The sequence below is a fragment of the Falsiroseomonas oryzae genome, from assembly GCF_027856955.1.
In the GTDB taxonomy this organism is placed as follows: domain Bacteria; phylum Pseudomonadota; class Alphaproteobacteria; order Acetobacterales; family Acetobacteraceae; genus Falsiroseomonas; species Falsiroseomonas oryzae.
Window position 1 is genome coordinate 1 of sequence record NZ_JAPSMD010000894.1, and the last position, 913, is coordinate 913.

Below are 913 nucleotides of genomic sequence, written 5' to 3' on the forward strand. Positions count from 1 at the left end.
GCCCTGCGGCACGTCCTCCGCCACCGCGGCCCCCGGCGCCACCACCGCGTCGGCGCCGACGGAGACGGAGGGCCGCGCCACCGCACCGGCCCCGACCAGCGCGCGCGCGCCGACCTGCACGAAGCCGCAGAGCACCGCGCCCGGGCCAACATGCGCCGCCTCGTCCAGCCGGCAGTCATGCTCGACGATCGCGCCGGAGTTCACGAGGACGAGCGCGCCGAGCACCGCCTCCGGCCCGATCACCGCGCGCGCCATGACCTGAGCCCCCGCCCCGATCCGCGCGGAGGGCGAGACCAGCGCGGCGGGATGGATCACCGCCGGCAGCGCCAGGCCGATCCGGGTGCAGGCCTCGCCGAGTGCCGCGCGCGTCGCATTGTGGCCGATCGCGATGGCGGCATGGCCGATGCCGTCTTCTCGCAGGCGCGCCAGGTCGGCCAGGGTGCCGAGCTGCGGCGCGCCCAGCACGGTGCCGCGCGGCGCGTCGTCCAGCACGCCGGCGACCTCCGCGCCCATCGCGCGCAGCGTCTCGATCACCGGCTTGGCGTGCCCGCCGGCACCGAGGACGGCGACGCGCATCATGATCGCGTCAGGCGGAACGGCGTCAGGCGAAGGCGGCATGAACGCGATGCGTTCATGCCGCGTCCGTCACGCGCCGGGCGAGACGATCATGCAGGCGCCGCGGCCGCGCAGCCGGTCGCAGGCCTGCTCGGCTGCACCGCGGTTGGCCAGCCCGACCACCCGCGCCCGGAACAGGCGCGAGCTGCCCTGCGTCACCGGCTCCACCACCACGCGCGTGCCGCTGCCGCCGATCTGGTCGCGGGCCTGGCCGGCCGCGCCGCGTGCCAGGTTCTCCGAGGCGAAGGCGCCGACCTGCACGCCCCAGCCACCGCCCGTCGCGATGGACGGCGTCGCG

General features: G+C 77.2%; 2 protein-coding genes. Both read right to left on the reverse strand.

The features are described from left to right. The coding region (locus tag OZN99_RS32510; RefSeq protein ID WP_270939310.1) for a NeuD/PglB/VioB family sugar acetyltransferase at window positions 1-579 on the reverse strand (579 nt) is incomplete at its 3' end. Between the two features lie 66 nt (window positions 580-645). Then, on the reverse strand, window positions 646-913 hold a 268-nt coding region (locus OZN99_RS32515), incomplete at its 5' end, for an SPOR domain-containing protein (RefSeq protein WP_270939311.1).